The 22,476-nt window shown below is 51.0% G+C and carries 18 protein-coding genes; 6 read left to right on the plus strand and 12 right to left on the minus strand.

The window, feature by feature from the left end; all coding sequences use genetic code 11:
- Positions 1 to 32: 32 nt before the first annotated feature.
- The 8 genes from KNP03_RS04255 to KNP03_RS04290 form a co-directional block, all read right to left on the minus strand.
- Complete coding sequence (locus KNP03_RS04255; protein WP_338082703.1) at positions 33 to 1,766, minus strand: methyl-accepting chemotaxis protein; 1,734 nt, start codon at positions 1,764 to 1,766, stop codon at positions 33 to 35.
- 240 nt (positions 1,767 to 2,006) lie between these two features.
- Positions 2,007 to 3,719, minus strand: coding sequence for a methyl-accepting chemotaxis protein (locus KNP03_RS04260; protein WP_240544426.1), 1,713 nt, complete (start codon positions 3,717 to 3,719; stop codon positions 2,007 to 2,009).
- A gap of 194 nt (positions 3,720 to 3,913) precedes the next feature.
- Positions 3,914 to 5,812, minus strand: a complete 1,899-nt coding sequence (locus KNP03_RS04265; RefSeq protein WP_214825714.1) for a methyl-accepting chemotaxis protein — start codon at positions 5,810 to 5,812, stop codon at positions 3,914 to 3,916.
- Positions 5,813 to 5,932: 120 nt separating this feature from the next.
- Complete coding sequence (locus KNP03_RS04270) at positions 5,933 to 8,647, minus strand: hypothetical protein (protein WP_214825716.1); 2,715 nt, start codon at positions 8,645 to 8,647, stop codon at positions 5,933 to 5,935.
- A gap of 110 nt (positions 8,648 to 8,757) precedes the next feature.
- A complete protein-coding gene (locus KNP03_RS04275; RefSeq protein WP_214825718.1) occupies positions 8,758 to 8,970 on the minus strand; it encodes a DUF2922 family protein in 213 nt (70 codons plus the stop codon).
- A 27-nt stretch (positions 8,971 to 8,997) separates the two neighbouring features.
- Positions 8,998 to 9,210, minus strand: a complete 213-nt coding sequence (locus tag KNP03_RS04280; protein ID WP_214825719.1) for a hypothetical protein — start codon at positions 9,208 to 9,210, stop codon at positions 8,998 to 9,000.
- Positions 9,211 to 9,236: 26 nt separating this feature from the next.
- A complete protein-coding gene (locus KNP03_RS04285) occupies positions 9,237 to 9,377 on the minus strand; it encodes a YvrJ family protein (RefSeq protein ID WP_214825721.1) in 141 nt (46 codons plus the stop codon).
- Positions 9,378 to 9,450: 73 nt separating this feature from the next.
- A complete protein-coding gene (locus KNP03_RS04290) occupies positions 9,451 to 9,663 on the minus strand; it encodes a hypothetical protein (protein WP_214825723.1) in 213 nt (70 codons plus the stop codon).
- Positions 9,664 to 9,982: 319 nt separating this feature from the next.
- Between KNP03_RS04290 and KNP03_RS04295 the strand changes: the two genes are divergently transcribed.
- Positions 9,983 to 10,429, plus strand: a complete 447-nt coding sequence (locus KNP03_RS04295) for a helix-turn-helix domain-containing protein (RefSeq protein WP_214825725.1) — start codon at positions 9,983 to 9,985, stop codon at positions 10,427 to 10,429.
- A gap of 50 nt (positions 10,430 to 10,479) precedes the next feature.
- Here the strand turns inward: KNP03_RS04295 and KNP03_RS04300 are convergent, their stop codons facing one another.
- Entirely contained in the window at positions 10,480 to 12,321 is a 1,842-nt protein-coding gene (locus KNP03_RS04300; RefSeq protein WP_214825727.1) for a putative bifunctional diguanylate cyclase/phosphodiesterase, read from the minus strand.
- A 282-nt stretch (positions 12,322 to 12,603) separates the two neighbouring features.
- Here KNP03_RS04300 and KNP03_RS04305 point away from each other — a divergent pair, with 282 nt between their 5' ends.
- The gene (locus KNP03_RS04305; RefSeq protein WP_214825729.1) at positions 12,604 to 14,364 is read left to right on the plus strand and encodes an SH3 domain-containing protein; all 1,761 of its coding nucleotides are present in this window, start codon (positions 12,604 to 12,606) and stop codon (positions 14,362 to 14,364) included.
- Between the two features lie 114 nt (positions 14,365 to 14,478).
- The gene (locus KNP03_RS04310) at positions 14,479 to 17,178 is read left to right on the plus strand and encodes an EAL domain-containing protein (protein ID WP_214825731.1); all 2,700 of its coding nucleotides are present in this window, start codon (positions 14,479 to 14,481) and stop codon (positions 17,176 to 17,178) included.
- A gap of 24 nt (positions 17,179 to 17,202) precedes the next feature.
- On the opposite strand, the gene KNP03_RS04315 is transcribed toward KNP03_RS04310, so the two are convergent.
- Together KNP03_RS04315 and KNP03_RS04320 are read right to left on the minus strand one after the other, a co-directional pair.
- On the minus strand, positions 17,203 to 17,937 hold the full coding sequence (locus KNP03_RS04315) for a DUF3784 domain-containing protein (protein WP_214825733.1): 735 nt from the start codon (positions 17,935 to 17,937) through the stop codon (positions 17,203 to 17,205).
- A 281-nt stretch (positions 17,938 to 18,218) separates the two neighbouring features.
- Entirely contained in the window at positions 18,219 to 19,460 is a 1,242-nt protein-coding gene (locus tag KNP03_RS04320) for a UDP-glucose dehydrogenase family protein (protein ID WP_214825739.1), read from the minus strand.
- Between the two features lie 125 nt (positions 19,461 to 19,585).
- Here KNP03_RS04320 and KNP03_RS04325 point away from each other — a divergent pair, with 125 nt between their 5' ends.
- The 3 genes from KNP03_RS04325 (at position 19,586) to KNP03_RS04335 (ending at position 21,790) form a co-directional block, all read left to right on the plus strand.
- On the plus strand, positions 19,586 to 19,825 hold the full coding sequence (locus KNP03_RS04325; RefSeq protein ID WP_214825742.1) for a hypothetical protein: 240 nt from the start codon (positions 19,586 to 19,588) through the stop codon (positions 19,823 to 19,825).
- 283 nt (positions 19,826 to 20,108) lie between these two features.
- Positions 20,109 to 21,368, plus strand: coding sequence for a poly-beta-1,6-N-acetyl-D-glucosamine synthase (gene pgaC, locus KNP03_RS04330; protein WP_214825744.1), 1,260 nt, complete (start codon positions 20,109 to 20,111; stop codon positions 21,366 to 21,368).
- Positions 21,326 to 21,790, plus strand: coding sequence for a PgaD family protein (locus tag KNP03_RS04335; protein ID WP_214825745.1), 465 nt, complete (start codon positions 21,326 to 21,328; stop codon positions 21,788 to 21,790). The genes pgaC and KNP03_RS04335 overlap by 43 nt, the downstream gene beginning before the upstream one ends.
- A gap of 55 nt (positions 21,791 to 21,845) precedes the next feature.
- On the opposite strand, the gene KNP03_RS04340 is transcribed toward KNP03_RS04335, so the two are convergent.
- A complete protein-coding gene (locus KNP03_RS04340) occupies positions 21,846 to 22,463 on the minus strand; it encodes a sugar transferase (protein WP_214825748.1) in 618 nt (205 codons plus the stop codon).
- Between the last annotated feature and the right edge of the window lie 13 nt (positions 22,464 to 22,476).

The following is a 22,476-nucleotide window of genomic DNA, read 5'->3' on the forward strand; positions in this document are numbered from 1 at the left end:
AAAAGTCCCGACTTTTGGTCGGGACTCATCGTTTACGTTGTAAATTTTCCAATCAGTGTCTGCAAGTCACCCGTCATATGACCAAGTGATTCCGCGACACCGTTCAATTCTTGAATCATCGCGAGCTGCGCGTCTGCAGTTTCACCGACTTCACGCATCGCCGAAGCGTTCGATTCGCTTCCAGACGCCATTGAAGCCGTCGTGGATGCGACTTGTCGTGTCGTCTCGGCAATCTCATTCGAAGCGGCCCGGATATGGGAAGCATTCTCAACCGATGCCTGTAACTGACCGACGATTTGTCGGAATGATGTCGTCGCTTCCTCGAGCAATTCGGTGTTCGTCTCGACACGTTTCGCACTCATCGCATGACGGTTGAGTACCGCATTCGACTGGGTTTGAATCGATTCGATCAAGCCGGCAATTCGCATAGCAGATTGTTTCGATTGCTCCGCAAGTTTCCGGACTTCTTCGGCCACGACTGCAAACCCTTTGCCGTGCTCACCTGCACGTGCCGCTTCGATGGCGGCATTCAGTGCGAGTAAGTTCGTCTGGTCGGTAATGGATCGGATGACTTCCGTGATCAAAGCAATCTCATCCGATTGTTGCTTGAGTGCGGTAATCGATTCACCCGTCGCAATCGTTTCCGCCTCGAGCGCGAGAACTTCATCTTTTGCCTGACGAATCGAACGTTCCCCTTGTTCGGCCAGTTGAAGACTCGTTTCCACGTCCTCACTGATCGTCCCGATTGATGTGACGATCCGCTCGACGCCAAGGTTTGCCGCTGCCACTTCCTGACCGCTTCGTGTCGCTTCCTCAGATTGAACAATCGTCTCTTGAACGACTTGCTCGATGCGGCGTGTCGTCTCTTCCGTTTGGGAAGACATCTCTTCGGTGCTCGCGTACAGTTCCTCGGACTGTGCGGTGATTTCTTGCGCGTTTCGACTGACCTCGTCAATCAGGTCACGCAAGTTTCCTTTCATCTGGTTAAAGCCGACGATGAGTTGACCGATCTCATCTTTCGAAAGCGCTTGCAAATCTTCGCGCGTCAAATCGCCGTTTGCGACCACACCGACCTCTGCTGATAAGGCACGAAGCGGACGTGTCACGATTCGTTGCAGGATCACACCCGCGACAAGAGCCAAAATGAAGGTTAAGATAGCGATTCCGATCATGTACCAGCGCGAGAGCTCACTCATCGCCGCCAATTCCTGTTGGCTATCAGTCATCGCTTTCTCAGCTTCCGCTTGAATCGTCTCCCCTTTTGAGGTGATAGCGACCGTCATATCCGGCATGATTTTCGTGATCAACCGTTCCACTTTCTCTGTGTCCTCGGCATCGACCGCATCGACCAATTGAACCGTCAAATCGTCATATCCACTCGCATAGGACAAGAGCGTGTTCATTTCGTTCGTCTCTTCTTCCGTTTCAGCTAAATTGAGGAGCTGAATGATGGCTTCTTTCTTTTCCTTCCCGCCTTGTTCGATTTGGGCGAGCCGGTCCTCTTTAGGTGATAGGACATAACCACGTACACCGTACGCCTGAAGAATCATGCCACGCGAAAGTTGTTCCGCCGCCTTCATCTTCATCACGTCTTGCTCGATGACATGCTCATACTCACCGGTCATTTGCTGCAAGTTCCATACAGCGTAACCCATCCCAAAAGCAATGACGAGAAGAATGACACTGATCCCGCCAAACAGTTTCTTCGTCAAAGACAGTCGCTTCAGGAAGAAAGGTTTCTTCGACGTTCCGTTCTTCTCTTTCACCTTAGGCTTCTTGAAAGAGGGGGTCTTCAAGGATAGCTTTTTCAGTCGTTTCATGTACATATGAGGATCAGATCCTCATTCCACCTCGATTCCTATAAAAAATAATCAGTACAACCTATATATCGGTTGAACAACTTCGATTTGTACCAATAACCAAAAACATTCCCTAATTTTTGAAAGGGTTTTCATGAATTCGTAACAAAATAAGCCATGGCTTGAAAAAACCATGGCTTTCAGCGATCAAGTTGTAAATTGTCCGATCAGACCCTGCAACTCACTCGTCATGTTTCCGAGTGATTCGGCGACCCCGTTCAACTCCTGAATCATGGCAAGCTGCGCGTCCGCCGTCTCTCCGACGTTACGCATCGTTTCGGCCATCTCCTCGCTTTCCTGGGCGATTTGGAGTGAAGAAGTCGCGACCTGTTTCGTTGTCACCGCAATCTCATTCGATGCGACACGAATATGCGATGTGTTGTCGACCGAAGTCTGCAACTGACGCACGATTTGCTGGAAGGCAGTGGTCGCTTTTTCAAGCAAGACCGTATTCGTCTCGACGCGTTTCGCACTGATTGCGTGCTGGTCCAATACCGCGTTCGACTGGGTTTGGATCGATTCGATCAACCCCGCGATTTGGGTCGCGGATTGCTTCGATTGTTCGGCCAGTTTCCGCACCTCTTCTGCGACGACCGCGAACCCTTTCCCTTGTTCACCGGCACGTGCCGCTTCGATGGCCGCGTTCAACGCCAACAGATTGGTCTGGTCCGTGATAGACTGGATGACTTCCGTGATCAAGGCGATTTCATCCGACTGTTGTTTTAGCGTCGCGATCGATTCTCCGGTCACCCGCGTCTCCTGATCGAGGGCGAGCACTTCCTGCTTCGCTTGTTCCATCGTCAAGCCGCCATCCTCGGCGAGTTGGAGACTTCTCGATACATCTTCATTGATTGAACCGATGGCACCTGCGATTTGACCGACGCCTTCGTCAGCCGCAGCAACGGCTTGCGCGCTGCCTGTTGCCTCTTTCGCCTGCGCGATCGTCTCTTCGACGACCCGGTCGATCAAACGGGTCGTTTCTTCCGTTTGGGAAGACATCTCTTCCGTGCTCGCATACAGCTCTTCCGATTGCGCCGTGATTTCTTGCGTGTTGCGACTGACGCGTTCAATCAACTCACGCAGACTGCCTTTCATTCGGTTGAATCCGGTCATGAGTTGTCCGATCTCATCTTGGGTGAGTGCTTGTAGATCGTCCCGCGTCAAGTCGCCTTCTGCGACGACATCCACTTCGATTGCCAATTGACGAAGCGGGGACGTCACCATTTGTTTGATCATGTAGCCGGCCAAAATCGTCAGCGCAAAAATGACAACGGCGATGATGGACGAATAAAGGAAGGACTGTTGACTCGACTTCGTCAACTCTTCTTGTTTCAACAGCATTGCCTCTGCCGTTTCTTTTTGGATGATTTGACCTTGCTCGGTAATGAATACGGTCACATCCGGCATGACTTCAAGTCCTAGCCGTTCAATCTCGCGGTCGTCTTTCGCGTCAATGGCCGCAATCAATTCTTTTGACATCCCATCGTATTCGAGGGCGAAATCTAATAACTTTTCAAACGTTTCTTTTTCTTCTTGCGAGATGGAAAGGTCAATCAGCTCACGAAGGGCTGCTTCCTTCCCTGTCGAACCTAATTTTTCTTTATCCAGATGCGACGGGTCCTGGTTCAACATGTAGCCACGGAGTCCATAGGCTTGTCGTGTCATCCCGAGGGACAAAGCATCGGCCGCCTTCATTCGCATGACATCTTTTGCAATCATCTCTTCATAGCGACTCGTCGTGTTATGAAGCGTCAGGAGGTTATACCCCATACCGAATGCAATCAATAGGAGGATCAACCCGATCCCACCAAACATTTTTTGCGTCAATGTACGCTGTCTAAGCATTTTTTTCACTTTCATCGAGGCATACTACCTCTTCCACCTCTTTTTCTCTATTTTTGTGTGTTGCATTCCCTTTATCGGACGCATCGACCTAATTTATACCAATCTATTGACATTCGACAACTCATTGACCAAATTTTAGATTTAATCGGTCGAAAACTAGACACAAAAAAACATTCAGACACAAAAGGTGTCTGAATGTTTTCGGTAAATCACAGTTTAAATTGTGCGACACGGTTTGAGAGCTCACTTGCGCGTTGCTCGGTCTCCGCCATCCGCATTTGGACGTCGTTGAAGCGTTCAACTGAAAGCTGTACTTTCTCGGAGATGGACTGTGTGCCGTCCGCCCCTTCCGTCACCGTTGTCGCCACTTCGTGGATGACGCCGAGGATGTTGTCGGTCATATGACGAAGTTGGAGGGCATTCCCTTCAAACGTCTTCGCCGTCTGTCCGAACACGGTCGCATCCTGTTCATATTGCGTCGCCGCCGCCTCAAGGCGATCGTAGTCTGCGAGTACACTCGTGTTCAAGAAGGACAACATATCTGCCGAGCTCGTATTCAACCGCTCGACCGAATCGATTACTGTATTGGAGACCGTACGAATCTCGTTCACCGTCTGACGTGAGTTCTCCGCGAGTTTACGAATCTCGGAAGCGACGACCGCAAAACCTCGTCCCGCATCCCCTGCACGCGCTGCTTCAATCGAAGCGTTTAAGGCAAGTAAGTTCGTCTGGTCGGCGATGGCAAGAATCGCGGTCGTCAAGACGCGGATCTCTTCGACCGATTGCGCCCCTTTGATGGCTTCTGCGAGTTCTGCCTGTTTGTTCTCAATGATAGACACGGCTTCAGTCTTCGAACCGATCGCCTGTTGGCGCATCTCATGGGCCCGGGCCTCGACTTGGCTCGCTGTCTCCGCACTTTCATTCGACAAGTCAACGATCGAGTCGATTGAACTTCCCATCTCGGTCGTCGATGCACTCATCTCTTGAGAAGAGGCTGCCGTCTCTTCCATACCGGCAGTCAACTCTTCGACAGTGCCAGACGTTTCTTCCATATAATGACTAAGACGCGTCACTTCCGCGGACACTTCTTTTGAAGAAGTGAGCACGACTTTTGCCGTCTCGTCCACATCGATCATGATTTCCCGGAGAGTCCCGAGGAATGTATTGAACGAACGGCTCACCTGTCCGATTTCGTCGTTTGACGTCACCGGGATCGTCATCGTCAAGTCTCCGCCCTGTGTCGCAAGTTCGTCAAAACGCGTCTGAAGTGTCTGCATCGGACGCACGATTGAACGAAGTAAGCTGAACCCTAAGAATAGAAGGATGGCGAGCGCGCCGACTGTAACGACCAACAGGGCGGCAAGTGACTGCATGAACTCTTTCTCCATGTCCTGCCCGACACGTGCCGAACCTTCCGAGTTATATGTGACGAGCTCTGTCAATCTTTGTGTAAAGTTATCGTACGTGGACTGTGATTGCGCGTCGTAGTAAGCACGCGCCATTCCCAAGTTCCCTGAATCACTGAACTTCAGCATATTATCGGAAACCCGTTGGTACATTTCCCATTGACGCGAGAAGTTGTGGAAGAGTTCTTTGTCTTCCTCGTTCACAGCACGTGCTTCATATTTCGGGGCGATTGTGTTGATGTTTTCCCGAATCGCTGTCATCTTTCCTCGCAATTCCTCTTTCACCGCCGCATCGTCTGAGACAATGTGGTCGAGTTCGAGCGTGCGATAGTTCGCCGCGAGCGTATTCAGTTCATGGGCATAGTCGAGCCCTTTATTCCAATTATTGACGATGTCGTCCGCTTGGTTGTTCGCATCCTTTAAAGACACGAGCGCGTAGCCGCCGACACCGATGACCATCACGAGTGACAGGACGATGAGCCCCCACAATTTCTTGCGGATTGTCAAATCCTTCCCGATGTTCATCTCGTCAATTTTTTTCACCAGTTTCATAAAGGTCGCACCGAACGATGTCTGTAGTTCACCTTTTTTCAATCGTTTCCACTTGAGGACCGGTTTCCGTTTGAATGTCGGTTTCCATTTAAAGGTTGGCTTCCGCTTCAATCGGTTAACGGCTTGAGACCATCTCTGTTTCCATGCCATCTATGTATACCCCTCTCATTTTGCAACGTTTCTTCTTTTATCGACTTTTATCAGAAAATTGTGAAGAGGATTGACCAAAATAAAAAAAGGAAACTCAAACAGCAAGAGTTTCCTTCCAACTTAATATACGGTTTTTGTCGTTTGATTCGAGCGATTCGCCGGCGTCACGACTTTAAACGTGAGTTTCGAGCCTCGTCGTTGCGAACCGATATATACACTCGTCGTCGTTGATCCAATAGATTTTTTCGCGACGAGTTTCTTCCCATTGTACACGTAAACCGTTCCATACGGGACGTTCGTAAGGACAGCCACTCGTTTCGTCGTCGAACGGATCGTCCCGACACGAACCGTCGGACGTACCCCCGCTTTGACGATTGCCGACTTGGCATCGCGATGGATGCCGGCCTTGGCTTCGAACACTAACCTCGTCCCCGCACGTTGACGACTAAATTTGAGCGTGTACGTTCCCGTCGAATTTGCTTTAGCCGTCGCAATGACTTTCGTTCCATTTTTTAAACGGACAGTCGCATAGGGCAACGTCTTGCCCGTCCATTTCGTCAATTCATCTGTCGGTTTAAACGCTTGGATGGTCGCTCGCGGCAAGGTATACGTGAGCGTCTTCCGCTTCGTACCGTATGCGGATTCGATGACAATGGTCGAACCCGATTTGGCGAGCACCCGGTATCGATTCGTTCCGACTAGTGTTGTGCCAAGCGTTCGGCCATTCAGGAGGAAACGGACATCGGCATTCGGGTCCGTCACAATCGTAAACGTCGCTGTCGAATATGTGAGGAGCACGTCCTTTACAGAGAGCGTCTTCGGTAGATCACTCGTCACTTTTTGTTCGAACGTCTGAGAGAGTTCCGGACGGAAGCTCGCGACCAATTTGAGGGTCTGTCCTTCACGGAGCGGCTCTTTCAATGTGATGACATTCAATCCGGGGACGAGTCGTTTCGTCGTTTCCGTCCAGCCGTTCCGATACAGGGCCAGCAACGGATTCAGCTTGTCATTGTATACCGTCAACGTCGTGTCACCCGTTTTAGGCGGCTTCATCCACGTGACGGACGGCATCGGATAATCTTGAATAACCGCAACCTTTTCATACGGGCGGTCCGTTCCAACGATTCGGAAGAAGACGTAATACGTCCACGGCTGACTCGAGTCATATGTCGTCAAGTGAGCAATCCCGTCCTCATCGGCCTTCACTTCTTTTACGGTATAGTCCGTCTTCGAGTTGATTTGACGGACTTCAATGGTAGCAAACGGCTCAGTTCGGATCGTCACGCCTTCAATCCGGGTATTTGATAACACCTCTGTCGGTTGATCGACTACTTTCGGAGCAAGAACGAGTTCCTGTTTGATCGATGCTTTTGTCGCATCAAGATATTCCCGTGCATCAGCCGCATAGATTTTGATTGTTTGATTATCCAGGATGATGCCTCGCGAGAATGTGAAACGACCGTCTTCATCTGACTGAACTGTTCCGGAACAATCCGAATACGTTGCTTTTTCACACGTTACGTAAACTGTCGCATTCGGTACGGTCGTCCCCGTGATTTCTCCTAGGGGACCTCCGTCAAGCAACGGATCGATTTGAAGTGGCCATTTCTCGACCGGCTTAAGCCACACATACTTGCTCTCCAACCACCCTATTTGCACAGAAAATCCGAACGGGGCATCAAAAGAAGGAACGATTCCCCCTTCTTCAAATGTTCGCGTTGCGTCAATCACTTCGGCGGCTGGACCGATTTCAGAAATCGGGACGGCGTGCCGCGTCCCGTCACTCGTATACAGAATGGCAGCCAAACGATACGCCTCTCCCAGCCAGAAGTTCCCGTCTCCCTCTGGTTCGACAGCCTGCAAACTAGCGTATACCGCGGTCGGGATGTCATCCAGTCGATCAAGGTCTAATAACCAGCGACGGTCCTGGATCATGAACCCACCTTCCAGGAGGACGTACCCGTCACCAGAGTTCATTCTCCGTTCCTGCATCGTACCTTTGGCAAGGTCAATCACATAGAGTCGATCGCTTGAATTAAAAGCGTAATATAGCCCATTATGATAGATCACCGAGGAGATTGAAGAGAAACTGTCATAACGACTGTCCACTCGACTGAGCGTAGACGTCTCGATGTCATAAACGAATAAATCGCCGGATGTCGTCAAAAAAAGCTTGTTCGTCGAAGTTTCCACACGCATCTGCTGAATGAAATTCGGGATCGTTGACGTGGACACAACGTCTCCCGTCAAGAGCGAAACCTTCGTCACGCTATATTCATACTGCTCGACGAGTACGATTTCATCCGTCGTCTGCGACAGAAAAGGCTTCGTTTTACGTGTCGCCTCCTGTTGCCAACGAACATTCCCCTCGAGGTCGCTCACAGTCACCGCATAGGTACTCGCATCTTTCCAAATCACCACATTACGTTGTACATCATACGCCTGCAATTCAAGCGTCGCCGAATGCGTCGGCTGAATCATCGGCATCGTCGAACCGTCGGTCTTCACACGTAGGAGCCAGTCATCTTGTTCAGGGTCGACGACAAACTCTGTCCCGTCCGCACTTGGCGTATATGTATAGATGGCGTTAAATCCGCTCTCTCCATACACTGCTAAATTCCCTTCATAATCGACAGGGATCGTCGTGTTGGACTTAAGGTCATGTATACGTGTCGTTCCTGCCCGTTCGTCAAGATAATAGGAAGTTCCTTTAATCGGGCTGACCGGCTGGTCCATGTAGACACCGGTCTCAAATTTGCTTGTGGCGCTCACGCCGTTCGCTGAACCGAAGAAGAACAGTGAAAACAATAGAATCAAAAAATATTTATGTTTCAATTTACAATACCTTCCTTATTTTAATTAATTTTATCTCTTCTTAATATAATTGCTAAATAGAAAATTTAAAAGCTAAAAAAAGACACCGTCTTTTGACGGTGCCCTTCACGTTATTTCGCGCTCAACACGGTTTGCGTGTCTTCAATCATTTTGATTTCTGTCCACTTCGTAATGTTTTTTGCGAGCGGGTCATTCGCGACCATAAAGTCCGCAAGTGCCTCGACCTGGAGCGCATCGATCGGCTGCTTCACATTGTTCAAACGAAAACGAACAACTTTGTTGAAGGCATCTACAAATGAAATTTCTAATTTAGTTTCAGTCATGGTTTATTTCCTCCTTAGGGGTGTGGGTTAGACTAAATCGTATTCACGGACGACACGAAGGTCCGCTTCTTCCTGCACGACCAAGGCAATCACGAGTTGCCCGAATGCATCCGCTTCATCCGCGGTGAGGGACGGACGAACCGGACCGAAACGTTGTGTTTTTTTCGTCGGTTTTACACTTTCGAGATCGTGATGCGTCGTCAAGACAAGAGTCGCTTTCTTTTCCGTTAAGAGTGCCATAGGGGATGGCTCCTTTCAGTCATGAATTAGGATTCGGGTGAATACGAGGAATCCAATCGTTCCAGCAGCTGAATCATGCGCTCAAGCCGCGTCTCGATCCGATGGAGCAAATAGAGTGAGACGACGATTGGAAACCCGAGGTTTGAGATGAGTTCTGGCCAACTCATGTGACCACCTGCTCATCGTGCCGGCAACCGGCGGCGGGACGAGTGGGGATTGTCATAAGTGAATTCCTCCATGTTAGACTGTCACGCCAAACTCGCGTGACACGACATACGTGACCGACTCGACCGCCAAGAGTGGGGAGAGCTGATCTCCGAATTGCTTGATGGCCGCTTCATCCATCTGTTCATTGAGCGGACCGAAACGGACGCGTCGCCGTTTTTCTTTCCCGTCGACCAGCCGTTGCGTGTCCAAATAAAACACAGTCGTATACTCTCGAAACATCGCCATTTGTCTCACCTCCTTCGCCCCTATTAACCGGAAGGAGGTGGTAATTGCTCATTCTATTTTAGAAATCTTTTCCGTGACAGAAGTCCTATATTATCTGAATATTTATTCATTTTCCGATTATTGGCGACTTCGCTTGTTTTTTCATACCAATTAGGGTATCTTATTCTTCGGCTGACTTTGTTCAAAAATACGTCTAAAGTCCTACGAATCATTTCCCCGGTTTGAAAAAACTGTCAGTTAAAAACTTGAAAATGGGGTACGATACGGTAGAGGACATTTTTGAAATGACCAGTCAGTCCTGAAGAAGGAGACATGTAACATGAACAGCTTAGACTTTGCACGAACCTCTTCCATTCCTTCCGCTCAACTCGACATCGACCAAAAAAACGACTTGACGTTTTCGGCAACCAAATGGGATGCTTACCGTCCAGTTCACGGAAAACCAATTTCGTATAAAGACCAACATTTGATCGTCTATCCCCTCAAAGAATTGAGTCGCGCGTTCGGTGTGGCGGGTATTCCGCGTAGCCAGCAGCAGTTGATCAAATGGGAAACCGATGGTGTATTGCCACCGACGCCGTTTACGTTCGGGCGCAAACGGTTTTATACGGAAAATCAGATTCGCACGATTGTCGACATCGCTTTGGAATGCGGATTGCGTCCACGAACGCACGTCAAAAAGACGGGGTTCTCTGAATTGGCGCATAAAGAATTAACGTACATACTACAACTTGAGCTCGATGAGTATGAAGCGTCGCTCGCATGATTGCACAAAAAAACCATTCCGCAGGGACGTCTCGTCCTGCAGAATGGTTTTTATTGTGGACTGACTTCATAGAGGTCAATCCACTGTTCGAGTTCGTGAATAGGTAACGGACGCGAAAAGTAATACCCTTGTACTTCGTCGCAACCGAGCGCCTGCAATGTATCCCGCTGCTCACTCGTCTCGACCCCTTCACATACGGTCTTCAGATTGAGACCGCGTGCGAGCTCGACGATGGATTGGACGATGACGTTTCCCGTCGGATCGTTCTCGGTCACTTGAATGAATTGCCGGTCAATCTTAATTTCATGGATCGGATAGTGCTTCAAATAGACGAATGCCGAAAAACCGGTCCCAAAGTCGTCAATCGATACCGAGAAGCCTTCTTCCCGAAAAGCCACGAATCGGTCGATGACATGTTTTTGGTTCTCCATTCCGACGCTCTCTGTGATTTCAAGCGTCAAATATTTCGGGCACACCCCTTCTTCTCTGGCGATTTCAACGAACTTCTCGACGACCCCTTCAGATAAGAAGTGGCGGGCGGATAAGTTTAGCGCCAACTCATAGCGGTCTCCCCGGTCATGCCATTGTTTCAGCTGACGGCAGGCTGTCACGAAGGCCCATTCCTCCAAGTCGATGATGACACCTGTCGATTCGGCGAGCGGAATGAAGTCAAGCGGCGGAATCAATCCCTTCTCCGGATGCATCCAACGCATCAATCCTTCGAACCCTTTCAAACGACCTGTCGCCGCATCGATCTTCGGCTGGTAAAAGAGGAGGAACTCCTCCCCGGCAATCCCTTTTCGTAAGTTCATCTCCAGCAGGAGCCGGTTGGCCGCTTTCATCCCCATCTCTTCCTCATAAAACACGATACCCGCTCGTTTCGACCCGTGTTCACTCGCCGCCACCCTTGTCGTATGAATCATCTCGAGCGTCGAGCGCCCCACATGCTCCATGGAGATGAACGCACTCATCGTCAAAATGACCTCCAGTTCATCAATCACGAATAGATCACGGACAACCGCCTCGCATAACCGTTCGGCCATCGCATACGCCTCGTCCCGGTCACCAAACGGCGTCCAGATGGCGAATCCTGATTGTGAAATTCGGGATAAGCGCGACGGATCGACAAGATGACGTAATCGTCTGGCCACTTCCTTCACGATGACATCGGATTTTTCGAGACCGATCGCGTCCTCAATCGACCGGAAGTCGTCCACTTTCATATAAATGAGCGACCCGGGACGATCCGTTTGTCTATGACGATACGCATCGATTTCTTCAATAAACCCGTTGTCATTCCATAGACCTGTCAACTCATCCGTGTATGCAAGGCGTCGCACATGCTCGTCCACCTTCCGTCGATCGAGACGGAAATAAAGGATTGCGATAAAGTCGGTCAACGTACTCACAATCATCTCTTCAATATATGTCCATTCCCGGGGCGTAAACGTTTCGCAGCACAGGACCCCTTTTACCCGGTTGTTGACATAGATCGGGGCATCCAGCATGGAATGTACCGGTTTGCCTTCACTAAAGTACGCCTCGTACAGCTCCCGCACCCATGGTTGACGATGGACGTCTTCAAACGACAATACGCGATTCGTCTGAAGTGCCTCGAAATAGGTTGGAGCGGCGTCGCGATGGATTTTGAGCTCCGGATGACCCATCTCTGCTTCCCGAGAGGTGGTAACTTGACGTGTCAACGTCTTAAAAGAGGAATCAAACTGCCAGACAGATACCACATCGACCGCCAGCATGTCGACGACGATCTGACACATGGCCTGGATGGCTTCCTGAACGCCCTCCTCCGTCACCTCGGGCATACGAACGAGTTCGAACAGCTTCTCTTGATGTTGTCGATAGGTTCGGGTGGAAAAGTTCTTCTCGATCATCTGTCTGCTCCCTCATCAAATTTTATTTGAACTAATAATAGCATGAATTGATGCCTACAACGTTTTCCAAAATTCAACAGAAAGTCAATGCTTTGTCACATTCTCAACCGTTATAAATACCATTTATTACCTTTTATAAAAAATTGACCTTCTTTTCAATTATCTGTCCGTTCATGACCCGTTCTCCCATTGCTTCCTGATTTCGTCACAACGTACAATGAAATTGTATTGTCTCACTTGTCGATTCGTATACGTTGTAAGGTTCAGAAAGGAAGTGACTTTATGGATTCAAAGTCCGGTCTCATGTATTCATTCGCAGCACTCGCCACTGTCAGCGTACTCGCTCACACAGACGAAGCCGCAGCCGCAAGTACACACACCGTACGCTCTGGTGATTCACTTTGGTCCATCAGCCGCACCTATGACATCTCGGTCAGCACGCTCAAATCGTTGAACGGTTTGACGTCCGATCGGATCCGGATCGGGCAGACGCTCCGGCTCTCGGGCGGGTCCAAGATGACGACTGCCAGTACGTCACGTATGACGACGACCGCTGCTTTGAACATGCGGCTCGCCGGAGGGACGTGGCACCGTGTCCTCCTCACCATCCCGAAAGGTCAGACGCTTACGCCGATTCAAACGAAAGGATCATGGACGAAAGTGACCTACGGTGGTCAAACGGGTTGGGTACATAACGCCTATCTACAAAAAGAAACAACGAACAAACCGGCGACACCGGTGTCCGCTCCTACTGAGGTCACGACCGCCACAACGAAAGCCAACTTGAACTTGCGTTCGGCGAAGTCGACGAAAACGACCGTCCTCACGACCATCCCAAAAGGAAAAACGGTCACTGTCTTGAAAGTGGAAGGCTCCTGGTCACAAGTGAAATACGGTTCGCGTACAGGCTATGTCGCGAGTACATATTTAACGACTTCAGCATCGACGGTCACACCGGAGAAGCCGGCATCAACCCCGGAAGACAGTGTCAAAGGAACCTACGTGACGACAGCGAACTTGAATGTACGTCAAGGCGCCGGCATCGGTTACGCGCTCGTCACGACCATCCCGAACGGTACGACGGTCCAGGCGTCGAAAAAGACAGGGGACTGGTACTATGTCACGTATAACGGGAAATCGGGCTATGTGAGCGCCGGGTATTTGAAACAAACGACGACCTCACCAACTGCCCCGGTCACGCCGAACGACGGGGACGCCGGTGCGGGAAATGCCGAGGTCGACTATGTCGTCAACACACCGTCACTCAATGTACGGGCCAGTGCCTCGACAAACGCGACCATCATCGGTAGCGTGAAAGCCGGTGAAACGCTCCGCGTCGTCCAGACATCAAACGGCTGGCATCAAATTTATATCGGCAATACGACCGGGTTCGTCTCGTCGGATTACGTCAAGACTGTCCCGAAAGGATCCGGATCCGAACAGCAATGGGTCGACGGGGCGTATGACGCACATACGTATTATACGTACCGTCCGACAGCAATCCGTGCACAAGCGAGTGAGACGAGTCAAGTCGTCGGTACGACACTCCGTGGTGAACTGTTGAACGTCATCGGCGAAACGGCAACACACTATCGTTTATCGACAGGGTTTGTCGCCAAGTCAACGGTCACCCAAGTGAAAGGGCAAAGCGCCCAAGCGACACGTCTTGCGACAATCGAAGTGATGAAGCGTTACGTCGGCACGCCGTATGTCTGGGCCTCATCGAGTCCTGAAAACGGAGGCTTCGATTGTTCAGGCATCATCTATTACGCCTTCAATCAGGCAGGTGTCAGCATCCCGAGGACGAATGTCTCGCACTATTGGAACAGCACGTACTTCGGTCCACAGCTGGACAAATCGTTCGTCCCGCAAGCTGGAGATATCATTTTCTTCGAAAATACGTATGTTTCCGGTCCATCGCACATGGGGATTATGATCAATTCCGATACGTTCATCCATGCAGGCTCGTCCGGTCTCGGATATAACCAATTAAGTAAAGAGCCGTATTGGCAGTCACGGCTTCTCGGCTATAAGAGACCGTGACAAAAGTCACGAACACAAACCCGACGAAAGTCGGGTTTTTTGTTGTTTCGCAGGATTTTATCCGCACGACTCGAAATCGGCAGTAAACTAATGAAGAGAAAAAGGAGGTGCCAAATGGGTAAACCCCACTTTGCAAAAATTCCATATCGGACTTATACGATGATCCTTGCGATCGCTTGTTTGATCGGTGTCTTACTTTTCGGGCTTGGGACAAGTTTTTACTGGCACGAGAAGAACGAGGCGGTCGACCGGACGATCACCAATATAAATCAAGCGACGGACTTGGCAGGGGCAGAGTCTTATCTCGTCCTCTACCAAGCGGCGACGATGTACGAGGAGAGCTCGGAGCAGACGACCTCTTTCTTATCGACGCCCTACCAGGAACGAGCCGTTCAATACAACGAGCGTCTCCGGGAAGGTGAAGATTCCGGGATGAATGAACGGGAGCGTGAGATTTTACACGCCTTCTCCTCTAACTTTGACCAAATCCTTGAAGAGAAAAACTTTGATGAGGCCCCTGTCGACGTCATCGAGTCCATCAACCGTCGATGGTTATACCAGGCACTCGAACAGACGAATCAGCCGAACATCGCGTATGAACTGACGGACGCGATCATGCGGATCCAGATGATCTTTATGCGGAGTACGGATATCCTACTCGACGAGAAGCTGAATGAAGAACGGTTCGTCAACGCGGTCAACTTGATCGTCAATGAAGCGGAACTGATTCAGGAGATTGTCGAGGCGAATCCTGCACTCCAAACAAAAGCGGTGACGGACCTCGTGGAGAGCGGCTTATCGTTTTCCCGCATGGCTGACCGAGAAGTGACACTCGAGGCGCGCTACGTCAATGCGACGAACGTCTACGAAGATGCCTACACGGCGCTTCGGTCGATTCGCTCCCTCGCGGAGACACAATTGCTCGAGGAGCGCACGCGGTACAGCACACTCGCCACTTCATCCTTCATCTTCACGGTGCTACTCTCCTTCGCCTTGATCGGGCTTTTGTATTATACGAGAAACCGGTACAATCACGACTTGGCACATTTGAAGGCACGCGCCCTCGCCATCGACCCGAGACTTGAGCCGATCGATGTCATGTTTCCGGAAAGTCACGACTTCCGCGGCATCGAGGACGAGCTACGGGAGATCGCCGTCAGTGTCCACTCGACCGTACATGAGCTTGAGACCCAGTCGCAGGACCTAGTCCGTTATCACGAGCGCTGGTCGTCCCTATTCTCCGAGACCGGGCTGGCAATCGCGTTGATGGACGATTCTTACAACTTGATTGAACGAAATGAGATGTTCCGTCAGTTCTTCGGGGAACGGAATTTATATGAGATCAATCAATTGTTCACGGACACCGGCCGCCGTCTGTTCGAGCAGGCGATCGAAGGCGTACGGGACCAGGTGACGAGCGCCCAGTTCATTTTGCATCTGAAAGGTGAGCATGTCCGTTACTTGAACGTGAAAATCACCCCGCTCAAACGCGGAGAGATGATGACGTATTACTTGATCTTCGAAGATGAGACCGATCGTGTGGAGCGGGAGCGAAAAGTCGATCGGCTCGTCCGCTTCGACCTGGCGACTGACCTGTACAACGAATACGGCTTCATTCAGGCGTGGGAGCAACAGGAGATCGACGGGTCGTTCGTCTTGATCCGGCTCCATGATTACCATCACCTTGTCGATTGGTATGACCCGGTCTACGCGGATATGATGATGACCGAGTTTGCGCGTCATGTGGAAGACCGTCTCGGCAAGTATGCCCAGCACTTATTCGGACGTTACCGCGATGATACGTTCATGCTTTACGTGAAAGGATTTACCGCCGAGGATGAGCATGAGCTGATGGAGCTCTTCCCGACAGAACTCATCATCAATCAGAAGCGTCAAAACGTCCATATCCAAATCGGGGCGACTGAGACGTCATCAACCTACAACGATTGCTTATTTGAAGCGATGAAAGCCCTGCAACACGCCAAAGAGACCCGGACACCGTCTGTCTGGTATGATTCCAAGATTCTTGCCCAAATGCAGTGGGCAGCACAGATTGAACAGGCGCTTCCGGATGCGATTCGAAAACGTGACCTGACTGTCGTCTATCAACCGCAAGTCGAGTTGAAGTCCGGACGGATCGTCGGGGCCGAGGTGCTCGCACGTTGGCATCATCCAGAGCTCGGGACCGTACCGCCGAACGAATTCATCCGGATTGCCGAGCGTTCAGACCAGATTCTCTGGCTGTCCCATCATATTCTCGACATGACGATCAAGCAGCTCGTATCCTGGCGTGACACACCGTTTGCAGACATCTCGCTCTCCTTCAACTTGTCCGCCCATTCGGTCGACCCGTCGATTGTGACGAAGCTGCAGGAGTCGATTGAGGCTTACCCATGGTTGCCGGACCTTCTCAAAATCGAGTTGACCGAATCGTCCGATATCATGTCGTATGCCAGCGAGCTCGAACGGCTCGAAGACATTGCCGACCTCGGTTTCTGTCTGTCCATCGATGACTTTGGTACAGGATATGCCTCGTTCGAAGCCATCTGGCACTTGCCGATTCAAGAAGTCAAAATCGACCGCATGTATGTCAGTGGAAAAGCGAAAGAAAGCACCTCCTTCCTGCGTGCCGTCTCGCGATTTGCGAACGAACAATGCTTGACCTCTCTCGCTGAAGGGATTGAGACGGAGGAAGACCTCGATCGCGTGATTCGCGAAGGGGTCGCACTCGGTCAAGGTTATTATTTCTCCCCTGCTCTCGACAGTGCGACGTTCGAGACGTGGGTCACAGAAAAGGGACGCTCCGTTACGTGAGCGCCCCTTTTCTTTTGCACCGATTTACTTTTGCTGATTTGCTAACGTCTCGTACAATTGAACCGTTTCATCTGTCGTCGCCAAATTCATATAAATCGGCTTGTCCGTCCAGTCAATCCGGATCACCTCATCGACGGACCGGTCGACAAACAGGAGGACGTCCTCGTCATCTTCTGACTTGAAGTGTCCGGTCAATCGTGTACTTGTGGCCGCGCCGTTCGTCCGTCGCTTCATGTCAGGCAACGTCGTCAACGAGACATTCGTGATGTCGTCAATCGGTACTTCCCGTCCGTATGCGCCTTCGATGGTGAAGGTGTCCACTGTCACGGTCACTTCTGTCGGTTGGCTGAACCAGAGAAAAAGCGCCGGCACTCCGACGAGAAGCAGAAGCGAGACGAGGACGACGGGGATGAGACGTTTTTTCCCGCCCGGTCGGATGCGACCGTCCTCATCGTAGATGTTGCCGTCATATCGCTGCATGCGCCACATCATCGCCACGATGAACACGAACAAGACAACAAAGACCGGTTCGAGTGGCAGGTTGAGCTGATACACGTCGATTGCCACTATCAACAAAAAGGTTAATCCGATCCCATAACACATCCACGCGACAAGCCGTGCCACTTTCTTAAAGTCGACACGTTCTTTTTCTTCTTTTGTCATCGTATGATAGCCCGAGATGAGTCTATGCCATCCAAGTCGGTCGACCGCGAAGCCGAGTAAAAATAGAAACAGTGCCACAATGGCCAAAATCCACATCCTACATCCCTCCTCTCCTTATCATACGTGAACAGGAGATGAAACGTTCCCTCAAGTGATGACAAAAACAAGACCATCTCCAACGACGTTCGATTCGGCTCAGAGTGTGTCGATTTGTTGATCGTCGGATCCTCTTGGAGGAGGGGCCCAAGCACGGGCAGGCGAGACTCCTGCGGGAACAGCAAGCAAAGCGAGCCGTTTCAGGATTGGGCACAAAAAAAGACCGTAGACCCATACTTTATCCACAGTCTGCGAGACCGTTCGGCACGGTCTCGCTCTTATCAATTGGACGTCGGTGTGTTGGACGGACGCTGCATCCGACCGACTCCCTCATACTCGACCTCTCCCGGGTCACGGGCATACTTCCAGGCATTACGGGCATCGATGAGTCGACGTTTCCGCATGCCAGCAAATACGTCAGGCGTCAAATTCACCAACTCGTCCCACTCGGTCACCAATATCGCATAATCGGCATCTTTTAACGCCTCTTCGACAGTTTCAGCTTGTGGATACCGCCACTTCGCAATCGGGTCATAGCCGATGACATCGACCTGTTTTACGGTGAGGTGATGCGCGAGCTGGAGAGACGGGGCGTCGCGTAAATCGTCTGTCCCCGGCTTGAAGGCCAGTCCGAGGATGGCCACGCGCATGTCAGGTTGGATATCCAGTTTCGATAGCACATATTTCATCTGGTTGTCATTCGTCTTGGCCGCTGTGCGAATGATCGGTAAATCGACCCCGTTCGCTTCGGCCACATGGAGAAGTGCCTCCATGTCTTTCGGAAAACATGAACCGCCATATCCGATTCCCGCGTTCAGGAACGACCGTCCAATCCGGGGGTCGAGCCCCATCCCGTCGGCAATTACCGAAATGTCAGCACCGGCTTGATCGGCGAGCTGAGACAAGTCGTTCATGAAGCTGATTTTCGTCGCCAAAAAGGCATTCGACGCATATTTGATCAACTCGGCGTTGACCGGTGTCGTACAGACAATCGGGACCCCAAGTCGACCGTAAATGGAGGCAAGTTCTTCTGATATTTCTAAATCCTCACAGCCGATCACGACCCGGCTTGGTTTCAACACGTCGGCAAGCGCACGTCCTTCCTGTAAGAATTCAGGAACGACCGCAAAAGTATGGGCCGGATACATGACGGATAACAGATCCGTCGTCCCCGGTGGTACCGAACTCCGGATGACGACTTTTTGTCTTGTCGTGACGGCAGACAACGCCGCATCAATTGCGGACAAGTCCGAGCTGCCATCCTCTTTCCTCGGTGTTCCGACGGCCAGGACGAGATAATCGACTTGTTCCGCGTCACCGATTTGATTCGTCAAGGTGATTTGGTCCGCATGCTCCGACAGCACGTCCGCCATACCCGGTTCATGAAACGGCACATGACCTGCCCGAAGGAGACGTAACCTCGTATCATCCGCCTCGATTCCGATGACTTCGTGTCCGGCTTTGGCGAGACCACAGAGCGTCGCCAACCCGACATATCCTAAACCAATGATTCCAAATTTCACGTAAGTTCCTCCTTCAATCATCTTTCTTTAGCATAGTGAAAGGAATAAGCGAAGGGAAGCTTCTAACACTCTCCCGATGTTCTCTGCTATAATGAGTCAAAATGGTGCGCGAAAGGAATAGACGCATGGCTTTAATCGCTTTTTTCTTGGTTACGTTAGTGGTGTACGTTTGGTTACCGGTCCGGGGGGGACTGAAAACATTTCTTCTCATTTTGATGATGGTGAGCGGATGGCTCTCCATCTTTGAGCTCGTCGCCATTCTTGAGGCAAAACCGTGGGCATTCGCCCCGTTTCTGCTGGTAGTCGGTCTGGTGGTGTGGAAAATGCAGGTTGATCGGAAACGACGTATGAAGAAAAGTGTTTGACGTCAGTCGAACGCTTTTTCTTTTTGTATCATTCTACACAACCGGCTATTCTCCTGTTCAAAATCTTTAGACAAGACATGAGTCAGACCATTGTCTCGACAGGCTCCCCTTCACGGTAGGAGAAAAACGTCTTCGTCACAAAAAACTTTTCTGGTTTTTGAGATCACTGAAATGGACAGATGCAGATTATATTCCGTATAATCTTTCTTAAATTAGGTAAAATGTGTAAAAAAGCATTTTTTCCATCACCGTTGCCCTTTGTTGTTTGGAAAGGAATCTGTTCATGACTTTTTATTTGTTAGAATTCGCCCCATGGATTGAACCGTTGGCGCAATTCGTCTTTTGGTATCCATTCATCATGGCGCTCTTTTGGATTTCAGGCGCTCTCCTGTTCAGCGCCACGCGCGAACGTGAGCAGGAACTGGATTTGAATGAACGGGAATGGCCGCTCATCAGCATCCTCGTCCCTTGCTATAATGAGGAACAAACAATCGAAGAGACGATCACTTATTTGGATCGCCTCACGTACCCGAACCTTGAAATCATCGCCGTCAATGACGGAAGTTCAGATCAGACCGGTCAAATCCTCATCGATTTGGCGGACCGGCACGAACGTCTGCGTGTCATCGACTGCCATGAAAACCGCGGGAAGGCCAACGCCCTACATATGGCCGCGCATGCTGCGCATTCGGAGTATTTGCTCTGTGTCGACTCGGATGCCTTCCTGGCTGAAGAAGCTCCGTATTATCTCGTTCGTCATTTCTTAGAAAAAGGAGAGCGGGTTGGTGCAGTCACCGGCAACCCACGAATCCGGAACCGGGATACGCTACTCAGCCGGATGCAGATCGTCGAATACGCCTCGATCATCGGCTCGATCAAACGGACCCAACGCGTCATGGGTAAAATCATGACCGTCTCCGGGGTCATCGTCATGTTCCGGAAAAAAGCCCTCCTTTCGGTCGGGTTATGGGACCGTGACATGATCACAGAAGACATCGCCGTCTCATGGAAGCTCCAACGTCAATTTTGGGACATCCGCTATGAGCCGCGTGCGCTCTGCTGGATGCTCGTCCCGGAATCCTTGTCCGGGATTTGGCGCCAACGTGTCCGCTGGTCCCAAGGCGGACAGGAAGTCGTGTTACGCCATTTCGATATCTTCAAAGACTGGCGTCAACGCCGGATCTGGCCGGTCTATGTTGAACAGGTCATCAGCGTGATCTGGGCATACGCCTGGCTCATCGTCACACTCTACTTGTTCGTGACCGCCGACACGCTTCGGGACATGCTCATATGGTTCACGTATAATTCGTTCGCTCTCGTGTTGATCAGTCACATCCAATTGATCATCTCCCTTTGGAATGACGCCCGGTACGACAAGGTGTTCCGCTACTATGTATGGGCTGCCTGGTATCCGGCCATTTATTGGATGTTGAACACGTTCGTCGTCATCGCCGCGACACCACGTGCCATCCGTTCTACTTTGAGAGGAGGGTATGCCACATGGAATTCACCAGACCGCGGCACGAGACGGAGCAGCCTATAGGACAGGACGTGCTCGTCGAAACGAAACGCTCATTCGTCCGCTCGTTCATCGAGATCACCTTGACGCTCATCTTTTGGGCCTACACGCTCGTCGTCACCTGGTTTTTCGGGAGCGCCCTCTTCAACCAAGACGGAGGTCTGATTGCTTCGTTGAAGGCGATGCTGAACGTGACGAACCGCGACATCCGGGAACTGCTCGGCTTCGGTGCTTTGGCCCTGCTCATCTCGGCCTGCGCCCTCTACGTATGGCGTACCTACAATAAAAAACGGTTCGGCCCCCTCGCTCGACGAAAGGCTCCGACTGACACGACGCGCGAAGATTGGTTGAAACTCGAGCTGATCGAGCCCGATGAGATCGACCGTCTCCAACGGGACAAAGTCATTGTGTTCGAGAAGAATCCGGTGAAAGAACTGGATCAATAAAAAGCGGAACTTGCCGTTGCATCATAAAAGACGTCCTCGATTGAACGGGGACGTCTTATTTGGTTGTCGTCTCATTGCCGGTAAACCATTCCATCGTCGCACACGTTTCGGAGGAGATGCCGTCCCGTTTGAACACTTTATACACCGTCCGGAAGATGATTTGCCAATCGTTCCAAAACGTGATGTCATCGACATATTGGACGTCCAAGGCAAAACGTTCCGGCCACGTCACCCGATTACGCCCGTTCACTTGCGCCAATCCGGTGAGACCCGGCCGCACTTCATGACGGCGGCGTTGCTCCTCGTTATAAAGGGGCAAGTATTCAACGAGTAAGGGACGTGGTCCGACGATCGAGATATCCCCTTTGACGATGTTGATCAAGCTTGGCAGCTCGTCTACACTGAGCGCCCGAAGCGTCTTCCCGAATGCCGTCAATCGAAGGTCATCCGGCAACAGCTCACCGTTTTCGTCGCGCTCATCCGTCATCGTCCGAAACTTCACCATCTCAAAGAGGACCCCGTCTTTACCGGGACGTTTTTGTTTGAATAACACTGGTCCACCGAGCTTCCATTTGATGAGCAAGGCGACGATGAGGAGGAGCGGACTGAGGACGACCAGGGCAAGGACGGCTAGCAACAAATCCTGTGGACGCTTGATGTAACGTGCATACATACTCCTCTCACCT

The sequence above is a fragment of the Exiguobacterium algae genome (genome assembly GCF_018617875.1).
Classification (GTDB): Bacteria; Bacillota; Bacilli; order Exiguobacteriales; family Exiguobacteriaceae; genus Exiguobacterium; species Exiguobacterium algae.

Bases quoted from the DNA above. Each gene is read 5' to 3' on its own strand.
- KNP03_RS04260 (WP_240544426.1), bottom strand. From the start codon at position 3,719: ATGAAAGTGAAAAAAATGCTTAGACAGCGTACATTGACGCAAAAAATG.
- KNP03_RS04265 (WP_214825714.1), bottom strand. From the start codon at position 5,812: ATGGCATGGAAACAGAGATGGTCTCAAGCCGTTAACCGATTGAAGCGG.
- KNP03_RS04275 (WP_214825718.1), bottom strand. From the start codon at position 8,970: ATGACTGAAACTAAATTAGAAATTTCATTTGTAGATGCCTTCAACAAA.
- KNP03_RS04280 (WP_214825719.1), bottom strand. From the start codon at position 9,210: ATGGCACTCTTAACGGAAAAGAAAGCGACTCTTGTCTTGACGACGCAT.
- KNP03_RS04285 (WP_214825721.1), bottom strand. From the start codon at position 9,377: ATGAGTTGGCCAGAACTCATCTCAAACCTCGGGTTTCCAATCGTCGTC.
- KNP03_RS04290 (WP_214825723.1), bottom strand. From the start codon at position 9,663: ATGGCGATGTTTCGAGAGTATACGACTGTGTTTTATTTGGACACGCAA.
- KNP03_RS04295 (WP_214825725.1), top strand. From the start codon at position 9,983: ATGAACAGCTTAGACTTTGCACGAACCTCTTCCATTCCTTCCGCTCAA.
- KNP03_RS04300 (WP_214825727.1), bottom strand. From the start codon at position 12,321: ATGATCGAGAAGAACTTTTCCACCCGAACCTATCGACAACATCAAGAG.
- KNP03_RS04305 (WP_214825729.1), top strand. From the start codon at position 12,604: ATGGATTCAAAGTCCGGTCTCATGTATTCATTCGCAGCACTCGCCACT.
- KNP03_RS04310 (WP_214825731.1), top strand. From the start codon at position 14,479: ATGGGTAAACCCCACTTTGCAAAAATTCCATATCGGACTTATACGATG.
- KNP03_RS04315 (WP_214825733.1), bottom strand. From the start codon at position 17,937: ATGTGGATTTTGGCCATTGTGGCACTGTTTCTATTTTTACTCGGCTTC.
- KNP03_RS04325 (WP_214825742.1), top strand. From the start codon at position 19,586: ATGGCTTTAATCGCTTTTTTCTTGGTTACGTTAGTGGTGTACGTTTGG.
- pgaC (WP_214825744.1), top strand. From the start codon at position 20,109: ATGACTTTTTATTTGTTAGAATTCGCCCCATGGATTGAACCGTTGGCG.
- KNP03_RS04335 (WP_214825745.1), top strand. From the start codon at position 21,326: ATGGAATTCACCAGACCGCGGCACGAGACGGAGCAGCCTATAGGACAG.
- KNP03_RS04340 (WP_214825748.1), bottom strand. From the start codon at position 22,463: ATGTATGCACGTTACATCAAGCGTCCACAGGATTTGTTGCTAGCCGTC.